This is a genomic window from Neorhizobium petrolearium, assembly GCF_017873175.1.
In the GTDB taxonomy this organism is placed as follows: Bacteria; Pseudomonadota; Alphaproteobacteria; order Rhizobiales; family Rhizobiaceae; genus Neorhizobium; species Neorhizobium petrolearium.
On the sequence record NZ_JAGGJW010000004.1, the window covers coordinates 95,428 to 115,888 of the forward strand.

Sequence of the window (20,461 nt, forward strand, 5' to 3'; positions counted from 1 at the left end):
CATAGATATGGCCGAGAGCGCCCCTTTAAGGATACTCCACTGCTTCCGATCGCCCGTCGGCGGAATCTTCCGCCATGTGCGCGATCTGGTCGAGGAGCATCGGGCCGCCGGCCACGAGGTCGGCATCCTGTGCGACAGCTCGACCGGCGGAGCGCATGAGGATCGGCTTTTCGAAAGCATCGAGCCGCAGCTTTCGCTCGGCCTCACCCGTATTCCGCTGCGCCGTGCGATCGTTCCTTCCGATCTCATGGCCATCTACAGAAGTTATAAACATATCAAAAGCTTGAAGCCGGATATCCTGCACGGGCATGGCGCCAAGGGCGGCGCATTGGCCCGGCTGATCGGCTCAACGTTGCGGGTCAACAAGTATCGCGTAGCCCGCCTTTATTCGCCTCACGGAGGCAGCCTGCATTTCGACCGGTCGAGCCTGTCCGGCCGGGTCGTGCTCGGCCTGGAGCGTTTCCAGGAGTATTTCGGCGATGCGCTCGTCTTCGTCTGCGATTACGAGCGGCGCACCTACGAGGCCAAGGTCGGAAAGCCGCGCACGCTCACCAAAGTCATCTACAACGGCATCAAGGATGCCGAGTTCGAGACGATCGCTACCGACCCGTCGGCTCCGCATTTCCTCTATATCGGCATGCTGCGCGACCTCAAGGGCCCGGATGTCTTCATCGACGCCTTCGCCCGGACCGAGCGAGCCGTCGGACACCCGCTTTCAGCCCTGATGGTCGGCGATGGGCCGGACCGGGACCGTTACGAGGCGATGATGGCCGAGCGCGGGCTTGGCCGCCGCATCGGGATGAAGCCGGCGATGCCGGCGCGGGAGGCTTTTGCGCTGGCGAAGATCGTCGTCGTTCCCTCCCGTGCGGAGGCCATGCCCTATATCGTGCTGGAGGCGCTTGCGGCCGGCAAAGCGGTGATCGCCTCGCGGGTCGGCGGCATTCCGGAAGTGCTTGGCGAGGCGAGTGAAGCCCTTGCAGTCCCCGGCAATGCGGAGAATCTCGCCCGCGTCATGACACAAGCGGTCACCACGCCCGGCTGGAAGGATCGCGTCATGCCGAAACCAGAAGCCTTCAAGGCGGTGTTCTCCGCCTCGGTCATGGCCCGGGAGATGCTGGAACTGTATCAAAATCTGCTCGATTCAAAACCTGTTGCAGGACGCCGTTAAAGGCTTCCTTCACCTCTTTTTGCTAAGCGGTTCCCATGCCTTCCAACCCCACAGGGGCCGAGGGTCGAAGGGATCGGCCATGAACCAGCCAAGCAAGTCCGAACAGTTTGACGTGGAAAACCTTCGCCGGAGGGCTTCCGAAATCCGCAGCGCCGGCGAGAGCCTTGATCCGGCAGACGCCACGGTGCTCAATCCGTTTGCCCGGCAGATCGCCGAGCAGTTTCGCAACGACAGCACCTCGCCGACCATGCTGATCGGCCAGTTCCGCCTGTTCGAGCTCGCGGTGCTGCTGGCGATCGGCCTGCTCGTCGGCGCGTTGATGGCGCCGATCGATACCGGCGATTTTCTTGCCCGCTTCGCCCTCATCACATCGGGGGCGACACTCACGGTCCTGCTGTTGCAGGTTGCCGATACCTATCAGATTCCATCTCTGCGCGGTGCGAGCCGTACTGCCAGTCGCGTCTTCACCGGCTGGACGCTCGGCTTTCTGGCGACGGCCGTAGTCCTCTATTTCGCAGAGCCTCGCCCCTACTCCATCGCCGCCCTTCTCGTCTGGTTCGTCGCCGGCGCCGGTTTCCTGTTCCTCGAACGCCAGCTCACCGCGTTTGCCATCCGAAACTGGGCCCGAAACGGGGTCATGGAGCGTCGCGCCGTCATCGTCGGCGGCGGCGATCCGGCCAAGCAACTCGTGCGCCAGCTCGAGCAGCAGCCCGACAACGATATCCGCATCTGCGGCATCTTCGACGACCGCAACAGCGAACGTTCCCCGACCGTGGTCGCCGGTTATCCGAAGCTCGGCACCTTTGCGGAACTGGTCGAATTCGCCCGGCTTGCCCGCATCGACATGCTGATCATCGCGCTCCCCGCCACCGCCGAGCAGCGCATCCTGCAGCTTCTGCGCAAACTCTGGGTGCTGCCGGTCGACATCCGCCTCGCCGCGCACGCCAACCGCCTGCGTTTCCGTCCGCGTTCCTATTCGCATGTCGGCGCCGTGCCGATGTTCGACCTTTTCGACAAGCCGATCCGCGATTGGGATTCGGTTGCCAAGCGTGTCTTCGACATCGCCTTTTCGCTGATCGCGATTGTGCTCTTCTGGCCGATCATGCTTGCCGCGGCAATCGCCGTGAAGGCCACGTCCAAGGGGCCGATCCTCTTTCGCCAGAAGCGCCACGGCTTCAACAACGAGGTGATAGAGGTCCTGAAATTCCGCTCGATGTACACCAACATGAGCGACCAGACCGCGATCAGGGCCGTCACCAGGGGCGATCCGCGTGTGACCCCGGTCGGCCGTTTCCTGCGTAAATCCTCGGTCGACGAACTGCCGCAGCTCTTCAACGTGCTCCGTGGCGAGCTTTCCCTCGTCGGCCCGCGCCCGCATGCGGTGAGTGCGCAAACGGGAACGCGCAAATATGTCGACGTGGTCGAGAGCTATTTCGCCCGCCACCGCGTCAAGCCCGGCGTCACCGGCTGGGCGCAGATCAACGGGCTTCGCGGAGAACTGGACAGCGACGAGAAGATCCGCGCCCGCACGGCCTATGACCTCGACTATATCGAGAACTGGTCGCTGCTCTTCGACCTGAAGATCTTGTTCCTCACGCCGGTCCGGCTGCTCAACACGGACAATGCCTATTGAGCGCACTCTCCCATGATCACCAGGCGCATTTCGACAGCCGGCTTGCGGCCCTAAAGCTTGCTGGTTCCGGCATGTTCGCCTTCGGCGTCTTCCTGTCCGGCTTCGTGATCTCGGAACCCGCGCCTTACGAACTGATCATGGTGATCCAGATCGCCATCTGGTTCCTGCTGGGCCTTGCCATATCCCGTACGGTCGCGCCGCTTCTGGTCATGCTGCTCATCTTCAACCTGAGCGGCCTCACCACCATGTTCGTCATGAAGGACATGAGCGGGGCGCCGATGTATTTCGCCGTCTCGACCTTCCTGGCGTTGAGTTCGGTCTTCTATGCCGCGATGATCGAAAGCGATCACCGGCGGCTCAACCTGATCTTCAAGGCCTGGGTGGCGGCGGCGATCATCACCGCGCTGCTCGGTATTGCCGGTTACTTCAACGCGTTTCCGGGCGCACATGTCTTTACCCGCTACAACCGCGCCATGGGCGCGTTCCAAGACCCGAACGTCTTCGGCCCCTATTTGGTGGCTCCCCTTCTCTACCTGCTCTACCGCCTGCTGACGGAGCCGCTCCTGAAGGCGCCGCTGCTGATCCTCGGCATCCTGATCCTGGCGCTCGGCATCTTCCTGTCCTTCTCGCGGGCCGCCTGGGGCCTGCTCGTCTTTACGGGCGCGGCACTCGTCGTCGTCATGCTGCTGAAAGAGCGGACGACCGCCTTCCGCTTCAAGATCCTGGCTATTTCCGTTGCAGCGACCGTCTTCCTCGTGCTGGCGCTGGCGATCGCGCTGCAATTCCCGCAGGTCTCCGACCTCTTCATGAACCGCGCCAAGCTGGTGCAGGAATATGACGGGGCGCGGCTCGGACGCTTCGAGCGCCACAAGATCGGCTTCCTGATGGCGATGGAACGGCCTCTCGGGCTGGGGCCTATGGCGTTCGGCAAGATATTCGGCGAGGACGAGCACAATATCTGGCTGAAGACGCTCACCACCTACGGCTGGCTCGGCGCGATCACCTATCAGGTCATGATCTGGTCGACGCTGTGGTTCGGCTTCCGCTACATGCTGCGCGAGCGCCCCTGGCAACCCTACCTGATGATCGCCTGGGTGATGATCCTCGGCCATGCGATCATCGGCAACGTCATCGACACCGACCACTGGCGGCATTTCTACCTCCTGCTCGGCATCGTCTGGGGCTGCGCCGCACTCGAACATCGCTACACCCGTTCCCGTCGGCCTGCCTCGCCTGCCACAGCCCGGGCTTGACTTCCGGCCTCTTCGCGCCAAATCTGTTCCCATGCTGATCGCATCTCAACTCCGCGCCGCGCGTGCCATGACGGGAATGACGGTGGAGGACCTTTCCGCCGCTTCCGGTCTTTCCAAATCCGCCATAGAGGAAGCCGAAGCCGCCCAGGTCTTTGCCGATGCAGAGGTTACCGAACGGCTGCGCATCATCTTCGAATCGAGAGGCATCCTTTTCCTCGGCGCCGGCGAGGGTGACGACCCCGGTGCCGGACCCGGCGTCCGGCTGCGCCAGCAGTTCCATGACGAAGGCATCCGACCGCAAAACCTCAATGCCGCCAACGACGGCTAGAGCGGGATGCCGCCTATGCCTCAAGAACCCCTTTGGCTTTTCGTGCGCGTTCCGCCATCCAGGCGGTGAAAGCGTCGCGCCTGACCTGCCCGACGATTGCCATCTCGTCACCGCCGGTTTGATCCTGATCATTGTCGGCCTCGGTTTCCACGTCTATCGGGAGAGCACCCGATCGGCGTCCGGACGACCTTCGTGAGGACAGTATAAAAGTCTAAGAGACCGGGTGGCCACTTAGCATGTACATTTTTAACAATAAAAGCGCAGAATTCCGGGAACAAAGAATCATCATGAACATTGGGGTTTGAATAAGCAAAAGAGGGGAAGGCCATGACGACAAACATCAACATCGGCGAAGTTGAGAACAAGGGTTTGAAGAAAGTCTGGAGCGTCGCCGAGTTCGCCAAGCGCTACCGCCTGGACAGGCAGGAGGAAGCCCGCCTCCTGAAGCTTCTCGGGCCCTTCGCGTCCCAGCAGGAACTTCTGATGAACGCCAGCCGGGCACCGCGCTTCCGTTGATTGCCGGCATCCACAATCTTGCATGATAAGCAGATACGGCATTCGTTTCCCGAAGTCCTGAGCAGGTCGCTTTTCGGTCTTGTCCCCGCGCCACCCCTCTGCCGGGCAGACACAGGAAAAACGATTATGACGGGGAATTCAAAGAGTTAAATGGTCGGGGCGGCGGGATTTGAACATTATATGGGGTCGAACAGTTCAGACCCTCTCGATTCAACGCGATACATTCGTCGAAATTTGCAGCGCTATTCACTGACGATTGTCCAGCAATTCAGCCACATCTACACACAGCTTCGATGAACACGGATTCCATACCGCAAGCTGCTCTCGTGTCGCTACTCCATTACCAGTTCAACCGGTGAATATTTCCATCGAATGAATCATCTAGCTCTTCGGATTCGTAGACTAGACTTTGAGGAAGGTATTCTCGGATTGTACGAATATCTCCCATGTCATAAACAAATCCGATTTGGTCTATGGCCTTCTTTCTTAAAATAATGCTGATGTTGTATCCATACTGAAGAATATGGGCTTCCGAGCAATCGAATCCCGCATGTACTAAGTGATATAAGAGAAGGCCAGCGTTCCAAAGTGTCACATGGCCACCCACAATCCTGTGTTTGAGCGGCGGAACCGTTATCGCAACGATACCACCTTCCTTTACGACGGCATGCATCCTTCTTAGAAAATGATGTGGATTGAGCTGATGCTCCAATACATGGGATGCCCAGGCGCAGTCGAATTGGTCAGAAAGTTCCATAGTGTTGAAGTCGCCGATCACGACATCAACGGTCCCGTTTCTCCAATGGTAGTAAGGTGACTTGCCGTAATCGAGAGCAGTCACGTTTTTTCCATGATTCGCCAATACAGCCGCGTGCCGCCCTTCTCCGCACCCGATGTCCAAAACAGTTTCGAAGGCGAAGTCTGAAACCAGCTTGTAAAGCGCCCTTGCACCAAGTCTGACGCTTTTGAACTCTTCCGGTAGCGGGTCTGGCACATCGTCCACGGGCATAACACCATCGAGCGTTCGATAGCGCAGTTCACTACCTGGACTCATTCTCAGTGCCCTGATCTCCGATTTGAGCACCCACCGCGCTGCAGGAGAAAGGACATGGCGGATAGCCTTTTTAAACTCCTTCACAGAATCATCCTTCAAAATGCGACGTATCGTTCGCTAGCTGTTAGCGCACTTTGGCCATGTAAGTTAAGCGGTAATCCGGAGATATGCCGAACTTCAAGACAGCGTCTTCAATGTGCGCACTATGGCGGCCCCGTTTTGCACCGTATCTGCCATGAGCGCCCACCTAAAGGTCTCGCGAGTATCTGAGATGAGATCCTCTTTACGCAGAATGGGCGATATCATGATCAGTGACGAATCTGGGCGGGATGATGGGTCAGAGATTTTTGGGGTGGACCATGCTCATCGAATTGAGTTGATAAAGGCCAGCGTGCGAAGGCTGTCGAGAAAACGGCATGATCCGCTCTGTCGATTCGAAGCCTTCCAGGATCACAGTTTAATCATGCCGCGCCACAACATAACGCCAAATCTGAAGCGATTGCCCTGATGAGCTGCCCTCTCCCGGGTAACCTTTGTCGCGCCGGTGAGTAAGATTTGTGATTCCTCTCGTGTGTGATAATCACCTCCGACCACTGTTTTTAGTCCGTGGGATCATGCAGACCGGAGCATCAGCTCTTCAATCCTAGGCACGAATGGAATGGCAAAAAAGAATAGACTCGTCGGATTCGCCAGCCGCGCCCTGCTTTCCATGGAGATGCCAACCCTCTTCTTTAGAAATATATTAACAGCCGATTCCTGGATCAAGCATTCTCAGTGGATACCGTCGGGGCTCGCCGAATTATCCGTCGCGCTTGCAGCGAAGGGTTGCGGCCTGAAGCGGCACAGGGTGAAGGCGAGATTAAATGGTTCGCTTAAGGCGGACTCCGCTTTGGTGGATGCTTTTTTTGAACGGGAAACAGTCAACGGGGTTAATCTGTTTAATGCCATTGCCTACTCGGTTTGTGCGGAGACTGAGCGATTGCCACACGAGCTGCAGAGGGAGCGAGATGCCGATGCGTTGTCTATAACTCGTTGGGCGACATACGCGTTGACCGCGTCGGAGGAGATCGAGCGGTCGATAAATAGGCTGTCTCCGCAGGCCGTTCTCTCTTGCCAAGGTTTTTTAGTCGAGAGTGCGATACTCCGTGATAAAGCTCGAAAGCTCGGGATACCCTCTGTCAATTGGGAGATCTCGATCGAACGAAGCAAGATGAGGGTCGATATTAACGACGGAAACGCAGTGTTCTTTCCAAAAATGCTGAAAAACGCTGCTGCAGGAGCTGCCATCGACAACCTCAATCTGCAGAAGCACTCTCACCACACCAGCGGAATTGAAGCTTTCCAATGGCCTAGTGGACGTTTCAGAATATTGTTTCTTGCTCAAGTTTATTCCGACGCTTCGATAATATTCAAGTCGAGCGGCTCCATGAACCCGGTTTCTTTGGTTCGTTCCGTGATGACAGCATCGAAATCGATGAACGGGTTTTTAGTCATCAAAGCACATCCAAAAGAAATATCAGGATCCTCGCCTATAGGTAAACCGCTTAGCAGTCTAACATTGAGGAAGTTGATGGATCACGGATTTCCTTGGTCGAGCCAGGGCGGAGAGGATTTCTTCTACGATACAAGTTCAAACCTTGATACGGCTAGACTGATCGAAAGTGCTGACATAGTTGTCGCGTTCAACTCCCAGGGAGCTCTCGAAGCGGCCATGGCGGGGAAAGAGACGATTATCGCTGCTGATTCTTACTTTTCCGAGCTGGACGTTTTCTGGAGGATAAGAGCGGTCGAGGATCTAGGCCCCATATTAGCTCAAATTGCTTCAGGTTGTCGGAAAGGTAACCACAATACCGCGCGGGCTGCAGTTCGAGACCATCTCGAAAGGCAGTGCATAGGCGCGGACGCGTCGTCAGTGGCCAAATTTTTGCTAGACGTTGCCAAGGGGCAAGGCGGCTAGACTGCAACTCCGGGTCCGGAATCAGAGTCCCACAGGAGGATAGCGCAAGCTACGGCCGCTCTCGATGCGCCCTCTAGGAAACTGGAATGCTCTTCAGCCATTTTGTGAATCGCATTCGCGAACTCCAGATCCGTCGTGGCAGCAATGGCGTTCCCATGGCGAAGGAACGAATTCATCGACATTCCCTCTGTGTGGATAATTGGCTTCCTGGCAGCAACCGCGTCTTGGACAACGCCGGAACCCTGGAGACCGTAGATCGACGTATCATATGGTAGGAGAATGGCATCGACTGACGCAAAGATATCCCGGAAAACGTGGGGCGGCAAACGATCTCCACTTGGGGAAACCAGTACCCCATCCTTACCCTCGAAAAACTCTGCCAGTCCGCTGTATACGCCCCCATTCCTGAACTCTTCTTCCGCGCCTTGGATCACAAACTCGAAACGACGGCCATTGTCCGGTTCGTTGCGACGTTTGACCTCCTCAACGATAGAGGCGATCCTATGGCTGCCTTTTTCGAGGCGAGGCGGTCCGAAAATACCGATGCGGAAGACAGTCCGGTCTGCCAGCGATTTCTGCGATGGGCATTCGATCTGCATGCTACAGGGAAGAAAAAAACCGCCCCGAATGCTAATACCGAATTTGTCGCGGAGATAGGCTGCGAGTTCTTCGGTCTCGGAGAAGAGAACAATCCGGTCGGGCAGTTGCGCGGTGGCTTCTCGCAGGCGGCATTCCCGAATAAGCTCGTCCTGCTCACCCAATTGCGGACTTAAGAAGCGGAGCCAAATGCGCGGAGTTGAAGGTCCGAGCAGATCCCACAACTCTCGTACCGACTCCAAGGAATCAAGTTCGGCTGTCGGGATGACGATCAAATCATTCGGCCCGAGATCAATGCGCTGACATACCTCGGCAAGCGACTGCCCATAACCTGATACCGGCAGCGACGCGCGTCTGGCCTTGATCATGCCGATTATGGCGGAAATCCGCTGTGGCAACGTGCCGTATCTTAGTCTGGTACGTAGGCGAGCAAGCTTGAAATTTCTCCCATCGAGTTGTTTAGCAGCAACTCCGAGGAAGCCGTCATAGCCTTCTCCCACCACAAGCGAGACGTCATGATCTGGAAACAGTGAAGTCAGAGCAGCGATTTGCGTGTGGTGATGCCCACGATTGGAGATGAGTTTACGCTCAACGATCAGGAGTTTGGCTCTCCTGGCCGTTTGCACCGCTCCCTCAGCTTTGGCGTCCTTCATGTAAGCTACTTCCGACCTTTTGCTCATTCTGTAGTCCCGCCTGGTCAATGGATTCACGCACGGCCATCGAATTGGCTTATTAAACGAACGGTCGGTGCGGCGAAAGTCGGATGCACGCCGTAAACAATACAGTCTGTACTGCAATGCGTGAGGATAACGTCTCAGTACGCCCCAATGTTCGACGGTAGGCTTGCTTCGATGAAGCCTTGTAGGGTAGTGGATTTGACTGCGTCACCACCGATCACGAAACTTGTGCTCGTCATCGCTTCGAACAACGGCAGTCATGTCATGGGCGGCGGTGAACGACTTACTGATCGATGATCAGGAGCAACGCTAACTGGAACCTGTGCCGGAGCAATCCCTGGGATGAGTGTCACGCGACGCCTTAAGAAAATCTTCTCGAAAACGAAAAAATCAGGAGAGCCCAAACCGGAACCTCTAACCGCGGCACAAAAACTCTACAATAAAATCAATGATGTAGCCATGGAGGAAGCGGCAGAATTCGTCCGGGCGAATATTGCCCAAGCGCTTATCTTTGAAGATATCGAGAAGATAATGAAGTATTCCCTGGATACCAGCGCAAAAAATGGTCTCCTCCTGGAATTTGGGGTGTTTAGGGGCAAGAGTATCAATTTGTTGGCAAGGCATCTGAAGGAGGCTGAAGACGCTAGACCCATCTATGGTTTCGACGCATTTCTCGGTCTTCAAGAAGACTGGAGCGGAACAGATCATAGATCCTTCAACCAATTCAACCTTCAAGGCGTGGCGCCTAAAGTCGAAGATAACGTTGAACTAGTTAAGGGATGGATTGAGGATACCCTCCCAACATTTTTAGAAAAACATCGCGGAGATATCTCTTATCTGCATATCGACACGGATACCTATACACCTTGTAAGACGATCCTCACTCTTTGCAAAGATCGCCTAAAAAGCGGATCGGTGATACTGTTTGATGACATGCTTTGCTATCCGGGATGGAAAAATGGAGAGTTCAAGGCTCTCGAAGAAACATTTAGTCCAAGCGAGTATACTTGGAGAGCGTTCTGCGGCTGGCGCGCGATGTTGGTGATTAATTAACCTTGGCGCTGCAGATGCTCCCCGCTACTCCGATAGTTGTTCCATCGGCGACCTGAGCCCCTTGTTTTCTGCCGTATTTTTGGAGCGCTTAGGTTTCTGGTCTGCTCTCAGGACGGCCGGTTCTCCATAGCCATTCTTGTCGCGAATTCACCGGAAGGAGGCCGGCTACGCTACCGAGGCTGCAAGGGCTTCGGAAATTCGTGTTTGGTTAGGCCTTGACACGTAGCATGGCCGCCCACCCCGCGAAGCCAACCCATTCATACGCCTGATCGTCTATTTCCTCTTTTAGCGCGCGATACTCTCCATCTTCCCAGCCGGGGTAGTCTATCAATTCGTCGAAAAGGATGAGTGATCCTGGCGTTAATCGATGCTTGCACGCGGCCAAGATCGCCTTTGCCGGCAGATATGTATCAGTGTCGATGTGGATAAAAGCGATCGAGTCGCTGTGGGCCTCAAGGAAGGCCGGTAGTGTTTCGTCAATCCAGCCCTTAACCAGCTCGACGTTACTCCCAACCTCGGGCGCTACGCCGGACTGATTGAAATGGTTCTCGCTGCGGTGGTAGCCAATTCCGTGCCAATGCTCCTGGAGACCTTCGAACGCATCAAATCCAAAGATTGTGCGAGTGTCTCCTCGGCGGCGCATCTCCTTGGCGAAAAAGTTGATGCTCTTCCCCTCGAAGACGCCAAACTCAAGAAGCAAGCCAGCCTTAGGTAGATCGTCGAACACAAAACGATGTAGGTCTGTCCTGTCGTCGAACAACATTGCAGTCTTGAGGTGAGGTTCGATGAAGTCTGCTGACCGCTCAGCCGCGCGCTGCCACAAGACAGCATTGACCGGAGGACGGTCCTTCTTCTTGATCGCAACCCGCTTCAATCCGAGAAATGTTCGTAACCCCATGATCCCTCAAAAGATTGTCTGTGATCGGTACGGGCGATGAAGATGTCAGGGGCCTACTGATGTCAAGGCTCAGTTGTCGATTTCCACCAAGAATTGTCCTGTGTTTGCGGCGAGAATTCCTCCGTTTCAGGTTTCCTCGATCGTCTGTTGCGTTGGCCACGTCAGCGCAATGGCGCAGAGCCGGCAACGACTCCGATGCCGTGTTGGATGAGCAAGGTCGGGATATCGGCGATGCCGCGACTGCTGTTCATTCCCGCTACGGGATAATCGCTGGCTACCTTGATTTGATTAACGAAGGCGAGGAAGTTGGTCGTCTGGAGTGCCTCCCGGATGGCGGCTCTCAGCGATTTGGCGCTGAGCCTGGGCTTGGATACGGAAGGAAAACGGCATCTGCCTGCGGCAGATCCTTCGTCCTGCCATGCGTGAGCAGAGAAGGTGTTCACTTCACACGAGAAACAGCCCGAATAAACCGAAAAGCCAGCTAGTCGTGAGACTAGCCGGCTTTCGATAACCAGCCTACCGCATAAAGTAAGCCCTTGAAAAAACCTCGGAATGGCCGGATTTGAACCGACGACCCCTTGACCCCCAGTCAAGTGCGCTACCAGACTGCGCTACATTCCGTCACTGCCCTCTGAAGCACGGTCTGAACATAATCACCGATCCAGTATAGTGAACCAGCGATCCCTTGCCCCTCAGCCAAGTACGCTATCGGGCTGCGCTACGCCCAGACCAGTTCTATGAGCAGGATTTCCCTAGTCTTTCGGACTTGCGGATGCAAGCCCTTATTTTCGCTCACGGAGAACAAATCGGTACAAAGGTCCCACATGGGACTTTGGAGGCGGAAAGCCGGATGTTCATCGTCTACCCAAGGAAGAAAGCCGCTTGCCACAGGGGCTGGATATTAAAGCCCTTTCCGGAAGAGGCGGCACGGAGGGAGGGGCCTGCCGTCACGCGCCGCATGCCGCCGTGGCCGGGCATTCTCTAAGAGCGGAAATCTACACCTCGCAGCGATTGAACCCGTTTCTTCCCTTCGTCGATCCCGATCTTGCCCGGCTGCCCTTTGTTCGCGGGTGCAGGCATACCCTCGCCTGGCATGTCGAAAACCTGGCGACGCGGCTTGGCCTCTATCGCTCACCGATGCGCGTGATCGGCAAGGTGCGCCCTCGCCAGCCTAGCTCATAGAACCGCTGACCGCCGGCTCCACCGAATGCCAGTGCAAGGGAAAAATCCACCGAATGCACGCGACACCTGCAAAGCCGCTCCGCAAACTGGAAACCGCCCCGCCTTCGGCGACGGAGCGGAGCTTTCCACGATCTCAGTAATATGGCGAGATGCATCGGCGGCGCGGGCCGTGATAGGGCTGGAACGTATTGTCATAAGCCCTGTACGACCGGTAGCGGGCATAGCACCAACGCGTATGGGCGCTTGCGCCTCTGTAGTATCGGCGCGGCGGCGCATAGCGTGGCTGTGCCAGCGCACCGCCGATGATCGCACCCAAAGCCAGACCACCGATGATCGCGCCGGCATCCGGACCGTGACGATGATGACGGCGGTAGTAGCGGTCGCGGTAATAGCGGTCGCGATAGTAGCGGCGGTCCCTGCGATCGCGATGTCGCCAGTATTGTACCTGTTGTACGGCCTGCGGCGCCTCGATCCTCGGCGCGCTCACCGACGGAAACGCCTGGGCCGGCGCGACACCTGTGAAAGCCGTGATCAGGGACAAGCCGATGATGGCAAGTTTCTTTTTCATGTTTCACCTCCTCTGATCCTTCCTATTGAAGAAGATGATCCTCCTTTCCGCCTTAACCAGAGGTGAATGGTAAATTCATCGTTATATGCGCAAAGATTAGTGCTCTACCTGACCTGGTCGAGCAGGCGCTTGCATTCCAGAAGATCGAACAGCGCCTCCTGCAAGAGCGCGCGATCCTCCTTGCCGACGCTCGACTTGCCGACCGAGACTTCCGGCACATCGTCGTCATGGGAAGAGCCGAAGCCGAAAAACCGGCCGCTTGGCTTGACCTTGGGACGCCCGACGATCTGATCTTCTTCGGTCGTGCTGACCTTCGGCTCGACATGCTTCTCGGTGTTTGCCGCCATGATCGCTTCCATGGTGGCAAGGTCGCCGGAAGCAATCGCTGCAACGAACTTGTTGCCATTTGTCTTCAGGAGCTTCTGGACGCCCTTGATCGTATAACCATGATCGTAAAGCAAATGGCGGATGCCCTTTAACAGATCCACGTCTTCGGGACGGTAGTAGCGCCGTCCGCCGCCACGCTTCATCGGCCTGATCTGTGGAAAGCGCGTCTCCCAGAAACGCAGCACGTGCTGGGGCAGATCGAGATCGTCTGCGACCTCGCTGATCGTACGAAAGGCGTCCGGGCTCTTGTCCAAGTGTCACTCTCCCAACAGCGAACTGCCGATTCTCGCCGCCGATAGGCATCCAGCCTCCGAGACATTCAATGATTATGCGGCGAATCGAACATATCTCAACGGTTTAAGCCGCGAGATTCAAGTATGTTCACAAGATTGGAGAAGACTGCAGCCGCGTCAGGCGACCGGGCTCGCCGGCTTCTGCTTGGCCTTGCGGGCCGTATGCGCCTTCAGAATGCGCTGCTTGAGGACATTGGAAGCCTTGAAAGTCATGACCTTACGCGGCGAGATCGGCACTTCCTCGCCGGTTTTCGGATTGCGACCGATCCGCTCGTTCTTTGACCGCACCTGGAATGTTGCGAATGAGGAAAGCTTGACGACCTCGCCCCGGATGATCGCGTTGCAAATCTCATCAATGACCGTCTCGACAAGCTCAGCCGATTCCGTCCGCGAAAGCCCGACCTTGCGGAATACCGATTCTGCAAGGTCCGCTCGTGTCACTGTCTTGCCGGCCATGATCCCCGCCCAATTCTCGATATTGATCTTTTCGAAGCCGACAGAGAGTATTTTGCTTGGGCGCGAGGGTCAAGCACCTGTGCTCAATCACTTATTTGGTTTGGCCGGACGGTAACGCCTTACCAGCGGACGAGAAGTGCACCCCAGGTGAAGCCACCCCCCATCGCTTCCAGCATGACCAGATCACCTTTCTTGATGCGCCCGTCGGAAGCCGCGACCGAGAGCGCCAACGGAATCGAGGCAGCAGACGTGTTGCCGTGCAGGTCGACCGTCACGACTACTTTTTCGAGCGGAATACCGAGTTTCTTGGCCGAGCCGTCGATAATGCGGCGGTTGGCCTGATGCGGAACCAGCCAGTCGAGATCTTCCGCAGTCGTACCGGTCGCGGCGAACGCAGCTTCGATCACGTCGGTGATCATGCCGACGGCGTGTTTGAAGACCTCGCGACCCTCCATCCGCAGATGGCCGACGGTGCCGGTCGAGGAAGGCCCGCCATCCACGTAGAGCTTGTCCTTGTGCGTGCCGTCGGAGCGCAGATGCGCGGTCAGTATGCCGCGGTCGGAGATTGTGCCCTTGCCTTCCTGCGCTTCCAGAACGAGCGCGCCAGCACCGTCGCCGAAGAGCACGCAGGTGGTCCGGTCCTTCCAGTCGAGGATGCGGGAGAAGGTTTCCGCGCCGATAACGAGCACACGCTTCGCCATGCCGCCACGGATATACAGATCGGCGGTCGCCATCGCATAGACGAAGCCGGAACAGACAGCCTGCATGTCGAAGGCATAGCCGTGGGTCATGCCGAGCCGCCTCTGGATGTCGACGGCCGTCGCCGGAAAGGTATTATCGGGCGTCGAGGTTGCGACCAGCACAAGATCGATGTCATCCGGCGTCAGGCCGGCATTGTCTAGCGCCGCGCGCGCCGCCTGCGCGCCAAGCGAAGCCGTGGTCTCCCCTTCGCCGGCGATGTAGCGCTGGCGAATGCCGGTCCGCTGGACGATCCATTCATCGGAGGTCTCGACGACACCTTCCAACTCTTTGTTGGTCATTACCCGCTTTGGGAGCGCTGCTCCGTGACCGCGAACCACTGAACGGATCATTTTATCACTACATCCTGTCGTCATGCCGCTTCGGGACCAGCCGGCGGCTGGCGACGGGCATGATAAAAATTCAAATCCTGCGCGATCTTTTCATTGAGATCATTGCGCGCCATGTCGTAGCCGACGTCGATCGCCGCGGCGAAACCCTCCGCATCCGTACCGCCGTGGCTCTTGATGACGATACCGTTCAGCCCCAGGAAAACACCTCCATTGACCTTGCGCGGGTCCATTTTCTCGCGCAACCGGTCGAAGGCGCCCTTGGCAAACAGGTAACCGATCCTGGCGAAGACGGTACGGGACATCGCCTCGCGTAAAAGCGTAGCGATCTGCCGCGCGGTACCTTCTGCCGCCTTCAGCGCGATATTGCCGGTGAACCCTTCGGTCACCACAACGTCGACGGTACCCTTGCCGATGTCGTCGCCTTCCACGAAACCATGATAGGCGATCGTCGGCAGGTTGGCTTCACGGATCAGGCGGCCCGCCTCCCTGACCTCTTCCTGACCCTTCACTTCCTCGACGCCGACATTGAGAAGCCCGACGGTCGGCCGTTCCACTTCGAAGAGCGCGCGGGCCATGGCGCCGCCCATCAGAGAGAAATCGAGAAGCTGCTGGGCATCGGCGCCGATCGTCGCACCGATGTCGAGCACGATGCTTTCCCCCTTCAGCGTCGGCCAGATGCCCGCGATCGCCGGTCGTTCGATATTGGCCATGGTGCGCAGACAGAATTTCGCCATCGCCATCAGCGCGCCGGTATTGCCGGCCGAGACGACGACATCCGCCTCGCCGAGCTTGACGGCTTCGATCGACCGCCACATGGTCGAGACATAGCGGCCGCGGCGCAAAGCCGCGCTTGGCTTCTCCTCCATGCTGACGGCCAACTCGCAGTCATGGAAGACCGACCTGTCCCGAAGCTTCGGATATTTCGCCAGCCACGGCTCGCATTGGGCTTTCAGGCCATAGATGAGGAACGTCACATCCGGATGGCGCTCCAACGCCTTGGCGGCACCGGGGATGACGACCTCGGGGCCAAAATCACCACCCATGGCGTCGAGAGAAATTCTGATCACGCGTCCCTGATCCTTAATCTTCGCCGAACGCATCACCCGATCATGGAGCCATGCGCCAGTTTATCGTTTCCAGCGACCCCGCTCATGCGCGGCCCTGCCGGCGAATTCGTGGCCAAAATATAGTTTTTGTTGCCGCTTACAACCGCCCTTAGTCCTTTTTCCAATCTTTCAGGACTGCGAAGGGGTTGGGTCGTGCCGGCGTCTCATCCGCATCGTCTTCCAGGTGATCGGCAAACTCGATACCGGGCTTGCGCGGATAGGGATCGATGGCAAGTGCTGCGAATTCCGCGACCACTGCGCCGGCATCGATCGTATCACCGGAAAAGGTCTCCGGAATATCCGGCCCCTCCGGATCAAGCACCATCTCGGCGGCATCGTTGGTGACAATCCGTGCAAGTTTCGAGCCTTCCGGCACGAAGATCTGTTCCAAATCCTCGTCAATCTTCGAGCTGACGGGCTCAAGCGTCACCACGCAGGCCTGGACGATATCCGCCGTGACCCGTCCTTTGAGGCGCACGCCATCTTTCTTCCAGCGGGCAACTTGGAGGTCGGCCTTCAGCGAATTGACTGCTAGAACCTGCCATAGGCTGGCCAGTTCCTCCAGCTCGCGCGCATTTGCCTCCAGATGCACCGTCACGGGATTGGCGGAGATGTGCCCGACTTTCACGGGATAGGAAAAGGGAGGCTTGTCGCCTCCGCCGTATCTGTTCTTCATGGAACCTCACTTTCCCGCCAAAGGCTGCGGCGGCGGCAGAACGACCTGCCCGCGGGAAATCTCGTCTTCGGACACTCCGGCAAGTGTCACTTCGGCCGCAATCATCCACTCCGCCAGCCCGCGCATCACGGGCGCATCTTCTCTCTCCGGATAGATATTGCGCCGGAGCGATGCCGCAAGTGCTTCGCCATCCCTCTCTTCCAAGGCTGCGGCGTAGGTCTCCAGGCGCCCGTAGAACATGCCGGCCAGCTTCTTCATCCGCTTCGGCACGCTCTGGTCGCCAATGCCAAGCTCCCGGATGGAATGGTCGATATCCTGGAAGAAGGCGTCAACGATCTCCTGGGCGAGTTCCTGGCCGCTGGCGTCGGATTTCGCCGTGCGGCGGAAGAACAGGATCATCACGATCGAAAGCATCTCGAAACGCCCCATCACCATGTCGGGCACGTCGAGATCGCTATAAAAGAAAGGAACGCGCGCGACAGACGTCAAGGCCGCGTATTGCCGGTCGACAATCGATTGATTGCGATTCTTCTTCTTGAAAAGGCCGAAGATCATCCGAATTCCTGTTCCTTGCTTCCGCGAATGACCCGGAGCGACGCCCGGCCATGTTGCATGGAAACGAAAGCTGGTTTACCGAAGCAGGCACGAATTGCAATGCCGTTCCGCCGGATCAGCGAACGGGGCGATGATCTTTGTGCCCGAATATCGGGAGCAAGATCAATCCTATGTCCCCGAATAGCCACAATGGTATGAGCAGCAAGGGCGCGTTGAGTTGGGGAATGCGGTTGAACAAGCGGGTTTTCGGGTACGAGATGACATTCTTGAATAAGACCGCGATGGCGATGGTCGTCGCATCCATCACCGTCTCGGGTTGCACGTCCATGCAAATCGGCGACACCATGTATAACGGCTATGTTATCGACCAGCAGTCGCTGAACCTCATTCCAGTCGGATCGAGTCGCGAACAGGTGCTGCTCACCATGGGCACCCCGTCGACAACGGCGACCTTCGACAGCGAGGTCTTCTATTACATCTCGCAGAAGCGCACGCGGGCGGCCGCCTTCATGAAGCCGCGGCTCGTCGAGCAGACGGTGCTGGCGATCTATTTCGACAAGGACGGCGTCGTCGCCCGCCGCGCCAACTACACGCTGCAGGACGGCAAGGTGTTCGATACGATCTCGCGCACGACGCCGACCGGCGGCCGCGACCTCACCTTCCTGCAGCAGCTCCTGTCCGGTGGTACCGGCGCCGCCAGCGGCGGTGCGGCCGCGGCCCGCAGCCTGTTCCAGAATCTCGGGAACTGATAAAACCGACTGCGAATTGAAAGGCCCGCGGGGATCGCTCCCCGCGGGCCTTTTCCGTTTCCGGTCGGCGATATCAACCGGCGAGAATCGCAAGCAGCAGCAGCGCCACGATATTGGTGATCTTGATCGCCGGGTTGACGGCCGGGCCGGCCGTGTCCTTGTAGGGATCGCCGACTGTGTCGCCGGTGACGGAGGCCTTGTGCGCATCCGAGCCCTTGAAGTGCTTGACGCCGTCCTTGTCGGTGAAGCCATCCTCGAAACTCTTCTTGGCATTGTCCCAGGCGCCGCCGCCCGACGTCATGGAGATCGCCACGAAGAGGCCGTTGACGATGACGCCCAGGAGCGATGCGCCGAGCGCTGCGAAGGCCGAGGCCTTGTCACCACCCGAGATCAGCAGAACGCCGAAATAGACGACGATCGGCGCCAGAACCGGAAGCAGCGACGGCACGATCATCTCGCGGATCGCGGCCTTGGTCAGCATATCGACCGCACGGCCGTAATCCGGCTTTTCCGTGCCTTCCATGATACCGGGCTTCTCGCGGAACTGGCGGCGGACTTCTTCCACCACCGCACCGCCTGCCTTGCCGACGGCGGTCATGGCGATGCCACCGAAGAGGTAGGGGATCAGGCCGCCGAAGATCAGGCCGGCGACGACGTAAGGATTGGACAGGCTGAAGGAAATTTCACCGATGCCGTTGAAATAGGGATATTCGGCGGCATTGGCGGCGAAATACTGCAGGTCGTTGGAATAGGCGGCGAAGAGAACCAGCGCGCCCAGGCCCGCCGAACCAATCGCGTAACCCTTGGTGACGGCCTTGGTCGTGTTACCGACCGCGTCGAGCGCGTCGGTCGACTTGCGCACTTCCGGCGGCAGGTGGGCCATTTCGGCGATGCCGCCGGCATTGTCCGTCACCGGACCGAAGGCGTCGAGCGCGACGATCATGCCGGCAAGGCCGAGCATGGTGGTCACCGCGATCGCCGTGCCGAACAGGCCGCCGAGCTGGTAGGTGGCGATGATGCCGCCAGCGATGACGATCGCCGGCAGCGCGGTCGATTCGAGCGATACGGCCAGGCCCTGAATGACATTGGTGCCGTGGCCGGTGACCGAGGCCTGTGCGATCGAATTCACCGGCCGCTTGTTGGTGCCGGTATAATATTCGGTGATCACCACGATCAGCGCCGTCACCACGAGGCCGAGCAGACCGCAGATGAACAGATTCGTGCCGGTGATTTCCATACCCGCGATCGTGCCGATCGTCCCCCAGCCGATGGTAAGCGAGGTTGCCGCGCCAAGGCCGAGGATCGACAGGAGGCCGGTGACGATCAGACCCTTGTAGAGCGCGCCCATGATCGAGCCGTTGGCACCGAGCTTCACGAAGAACGTGCCGATGATCGAAGTGACGATGCAGGCCCCGCAGATCGCCAGCGGATAGACCATGACGGTTTCCAGGATCGGCGCACCGGCGAAGAAAATCGCCGCCAGCACCATTGTGGCGACGACCGTGACCACATAGGTCTCGAAAAGGTCGGCCGCCATGCCGGCGCAGTCGCCGACATTGTCGCCGACATTGTCGGCAATCGTCGCCGGGTTGCGCGGGTCGTCTTCCGGAATGCCGGCTTCAACCTTGCCGACGAGATCGCCGCCGACATCCGCGCCCTTGGTGAAGATGCCGCCGCCGAGACGGGCGAAGATCGAGATCAGTGATGCGCCGAAACCGAGCGCCACAAGCGAGTCGATGACGTCGCGCGAGCCGCTCGGGTAACCCAGGCCGGAGGTCAGGATGAAGTAGTAGATCGAAACGCCGAGGAGAGCGAGGCCCGCCACCAGCATGCCGGTGATCGCGCCCGACTTGAAAGCGATGTCGAGGCCGGCGGCAAGGCTCTGCGAGGAGGCCTGGGCCGTGCGCACGTTGGCGCGGACCGATACATGCATGCCGATAAAGCCGGCAGCGCCCGAAAGCACGGCGCCGATGATGAAGCCGATCGCCGCCGGGCCGGACAGGAGCAGCCAAGCCAGGATGGCCACCACGACGCCGACCATGGCGATGGTCATGTACTGGCGCGTCAGATAGGCCTGTGCGCCTTCACGGATATAACCGGCGATCTCCTGCATGCGCTGATTGCCCTGATCGGCAGCCAGCACCGAGCGCGTCGCCCAGATGGCATAAATGATCGACAGTAGGCCGCAGACGATCACACCCCAGATTACGGTCATTCGCTTTCCCTCTCCCTAAGCGCCGGACGGTCAAATCCCTCCGGCCATG

Annotated in this window: 20 protein-coding genes and 1 tRNA gene; 9 read left to right on the forward strand and 12 right to left on the reverse strand. The window is 58.2% G+C overall.

The window, feature by feature from the left end:
• Window positions 1-7: 7 nt before the first annotated feature.
• The 5 genes from J2046_RS08815 to J2046_RS08835 all read left to right on the forward strand — a co-directional run bounded on the left by J2046_RS08815 (window position 8) and on the right by J2046_RS08835 (window position 4,898).
• Window positions 8-1,168, forward strand: a complete 1,161-nt coding sequence (locus J2046_RS08815; RefSeq protein WP_210050977.1) for a glycosyltransferase family 4 protein — start codon at window positions 8-10, stop codon at window positions 1,166-1,168.
• A gap of 79 nt (window positions 1,169-1,247) precedes the next feature.
• The gene (locus J2046_RS08820) at window positions 1,248-2,801 is read left to right on the forward strand and encodes an undecaprenyl-phosphate glucose phosphotransferase (protein ID WP_210050978.1); all 1,554 of its coding nucleotides are present in this window, start codon (window positions 1,248-1,250) and stop codon (window positions 2,799-2,801) included.
• The gene (locus J2046_RS08825) at window positions 2,798-4,054 is read left to right on the forward strand and encodes an O-antigen ligase family protein (RefSeq protein WP_233469644.1); all 1,257 of its coding nucleotides are present in this window, start codon (window positions 2,798-2,800) and stop codon (window positions 4,052-4,054) included. Before J2046_RS08820 ends, J2046_RS08825 begins: the two co-directional genes overlap by 4 nt.
• A 31-nt stretch (window positions 4,055-4,085) precedes the next feature.
• Window positions 4,086-4,382: a helix-turn-helix domain-containing protein gene (locus J2046_RS08830; RefSeq protein ID WP_210050979.1), complete on the forward strand. Its 297-nt coding sequence runs from the start codon at window positions 4,086-4,088 to the stop codon at window positions 4,380-4,382.
• 327 nt (window positions 4,383-4,709) lie between these two features.
• Window positions 4,710-4,898, forward strand: a complete 189-nt coding sequence (locus tag J2046_RS08835; protein ID WP_037150696.1) for a hypothetical protein — start codon at window positions 4,710-4,712, stop codon at window positions 4,896-4,898.
• A 340-nt stretch (window positions 4,899-5,238) separates the two neighbouring features.
• Here J2046_RS08835 and J2046_RS08840 read toward each other — a convergent pair whose 3' ends face one another.
• Window positions 5,239-6,036: a class I SAM-dependent methyltransferase gene (locus tag J2046_RS08840; protein WP_210050981.1), complete on the reverse strand. Its 798-nt coding sequence runs from the start codon at window positions 6,034-6,036 to the stop codon at window positions 5,239-5,241.
• A gap of 574 nt (window positions 6,037-6,610) precedes the next feature.
• Between J2046_RS08840 and J2046_RS08845 the strand changes: the two genes are divergently transcribed.
• Window positions 6,611-7,909, forward strand: coding sequence for a hypothetical protein (locus J2046_RS08845; protein WP_210050982.1), 1,299 nt, complete (start codon window positions 6,611-6,613; stop codon window positions 7,907-7,909).
• Here the strand turns inward: J2046_RS08845 and J2046_RS08850 are convergent.
• Window positions 7,906-9,159 carry a glycosyltransferase family protein gene (locus tag J2046_RS08850; RefSeq protein WP_210050983.1) on the reverse strand — a complete coding sequence of 418 codons (1,254 nt, stop codon included), beginning with the start codon at window positions 9,157-9,159 and terminating at the stop codon, window positions 7,906-7,908. The genes J2046_RS08845 and J2046_RS08850 overlap by 4 nt on opposite strands.
• Before the next feature lie 366 nt (window positions 9,160-9,525).
• Between J2046_RS08850 and J2046_RS08855 the strand changes: the two genes are divergently transcribed.
• Entirely contained in the window at window positions 9,526-10,236 is a 711-nt protein-coding gene (locus tag J2046_RS08855; protein ID WP_210050984.1) for a class I SAM-dependent methyltransferase, read from the forward strand.
• A 208-nt stretch (window positions 10,237-10,444) separates the two neighbouring features.
• Here the strand turns inward: J2046_RS08855 and J2046_RS08860 are convergent, their stop codons facing one another.
• Together J2046_RS08860 and J2046_RS08865 are read right to left on the reverse strand one after the other, a co-directional pair.
• Entirely contained in the window at window positions 10,445-11,134 is a 690-nt protein-coding gene (locus J2046_RS08860; RefSeq protein WP_210050985.1) for a class I SAM-dependent methyltransferase, read from the reverse strand.
• 547 nt (window positions 11,135-11,681) lie between these two features.
• Window positions 11,682-11,755 (reverse strand) — tRNA-Pro (locus tag J2046_RS08865).
• Window positions 11,756-12,016: 261 nt separating this feature from the next.
• Here J2046_RS08865 and J2046_RS08870 point away from each other — a divergent pair.
• Window positions 12,017-12,316, forward strand: a complete 300-nt coding sequence (locus tag J2046_RS08870) for a hypothetical protein (protein ID WP_210050986.1) — start codon at window positions 12,017-12,019, stop codon at window positions 12,314-12,316.
• Window positions 12,317-12,449: 133 nt separating this feature from the next.
• Here J2046_RS08870 and J2046_RS08875 read toward each other — a convergent pair whose 3' ends face one another.
• The 7 genes from J2046_RS08875 to J2046_RS08905 all read right to left on the reverse strand — a co-directional run bounded on the left by J2046_RS08875 (window position 12,450) and on the right by J2046_RS08905 (window position 17,448).
• Entirely contained in the window at window positions 12,450-12,884 is a 435-nt protein-coding gene (locus J2046_RS08875) for a BA14K family protein (protein ID WP_210050987.1), read from the reverse strand.
• Window positions 12,885-12,988: 104 nt separating this feature from the next.
• Window positions 12,989-13,525, reverse strand: a complete 537-nt coding sequence (locus J2046_RS08880; RefSeq protein WP_210050988.1) for a MerR family transcriptional regulator — start codon at window positions 13,523-13,525, stop codon at window positions 12,989-12,991.
• Between the two features lie 156 nt (window positions 13,526-13,681).
• On the reverse strand, window positions 13,682-14,020 hold the full coding sequence (locus J2046_RS08885) for an integration host factor subunit alpha (RefSeq protein WP_210050989.1): 339 nt from the start codon (window positions 14,018-14,020) through the stop codon (window positions 13,682-13,684).
• Window positions 14,021-14,139: 119 nt separating this feature from the next.
• Window positions 14,140-15,111, reverse strand: coding sequence for a beta-ketoacyl-ACP synthase III (locus J2046_RS08890; protein WP_210050991.1), 972 nt, complete (start codon window positions 15,109-15,111; stop codon window positions 14,140-14,142).
• A gap of 20 nt (window positions 15,112-15,131) precedes the next feature.
• Window positions 15,132-16,178, reverse strand: a complete 1,047-nt coding sequence (plsX, locus tag J2046_RS08895) for a phosphate acyltransferase PlsX (protein WP_037150950.1) — start codon at window positions 16,176-16,178, stop codon at window positions 15,132-15,134.
• Window positions 16,179-16,326: 148 nt separating this feature from the next.
• Window positions 16,327-16,893 (reverse strand): YceD family protein, encoded by a 567-nt coding sequence (locus J2046_RS08900; RefSeq protein ID WP_210050992.1) that lies wholly within the window; start codon window positions 16,891-16,893, stop codon window positions 16,327-16,329.
• Between the two features lie 6 nt (window positions 16,894-16,899).
• On the reverse strand, window positions 16,900-17,448 hold the full coding sequence (locus J2046_RS08905; RefSeq protein ID WP_210050993.1) for a ubiquinol-cytochrome C chaperone family protein: 549 nt from the start codon (window positions 17,446-17,448) through the stop codon (window positions 16,900-16,902).
• A 224-nt stretch (window positions 17,449-17,672) separates the two neighbouring features.
• On the opposite strand from J2046_RS08905, the gene J2046_RS08910 reads away from it, so the two are divergent.
• Window positions 17,673-18,197: an outer membrane protein assembly factor BamE gene (locus J2046_RS08910; RefSeq protein ID WP_210050994.1), complete on the forward strand. Its 525-nt coding sequence runs from the start codon at window positions 17,673-17,675 to the stop codon at window positions 18,195-18,197.
• A 73-nt stretch (window positions 18,198-18,270) separates the two neighbouring features.
• Here J2046_RS08910 and J2046_RS08915 read toward each other — a convergent pair whose 3' ends face one another.
• Window positions 18,271-20,412, reverse strand: coding sequence for a sodium-translocating pyrophosphatase (locus J2046_RS08915; protein ID WP_210050995.1), 2,142 nt, complete (start codon window positions 20,410-20,412; stop codon window positions 18,271-18,273).
• Between the last annotated feature and the right edge of the window lie 49 nt (window positions 20,413-20,461).